This is a genomic window from Vibrio sp. 378, from assembly GCF_033339435.1.
This window is the reverse complement of the sequence record NZ_JAWOUO010000969.1, coordinates 1-560: the sequence shown is the minus strand read 5'-3', so window position 1 is coordinate 560 and position 560 is coordinate 1. Positions and strand designations below refer to the sequence as shown.

General features: G+C 47.0%; 1 protein-coding gene. It reads left to right on the top strand.

Going from position 1 to position 560, the window contains the following annotated elements:
• Positions 1-27: 27 nt before the first annotated feature.
• Positions 28-423: a GFA family protein gene (locus R7Q48_RS29855; protein ID WP_005464875.1), complete on the top strand. Its 396-nt coding sequence runs from the start codon at positions 28-30 to the stop codon at positions 421-423.
• Positions 424-560: the final 137 nt, after the last annotated feature.

Genomic DNA, 560 nt, shown 5'->3' with positions numbered 1-560 from the left:
CATGAATAAAAACAACAAGGAAAAGCGATGATTAAGCAAGTTGGCAACACTCAAATTAACCCCCTGCATCGACTGACCTGTCACTGCGGAAAAGTCGAACTGGAACTGACGTTACCCAACGGAATTGAAAAGCCGAGACGCTGTGATTGCTCTATGTGTCGTCGTCGAGGTGCGATTGTGGCTTCAGTACCTTTGAGTGGTATTCGTATCGTTCAAGGTGACGATGTTTTAAAGCTCTACCAATTTAATACGCATACCGCGAAGCATTTTTTCTGTAGTGAATGTGGCATTTACACACACCATCAACGCCGATCAGATCCAAGTGAGTACGGTTACAACGTGGGATGTTTAGAGGGCGTTAACCCGTACGAATTGGGTGATATTGAAGTGATGGATGGCGTTAACCATCCATCGGATCGTTAGACTAAGTAGCTAGGCGTGTCATTGGGGGTCATTGGGATTAGGTAAACAAGCCGCCGTTCATCCACAAATGAGCGGCAATACTGGCGGCGTAGCCCAGAGCGATCACGGGCGTCCATTTTAAGTGGCCAAAGAAAGTG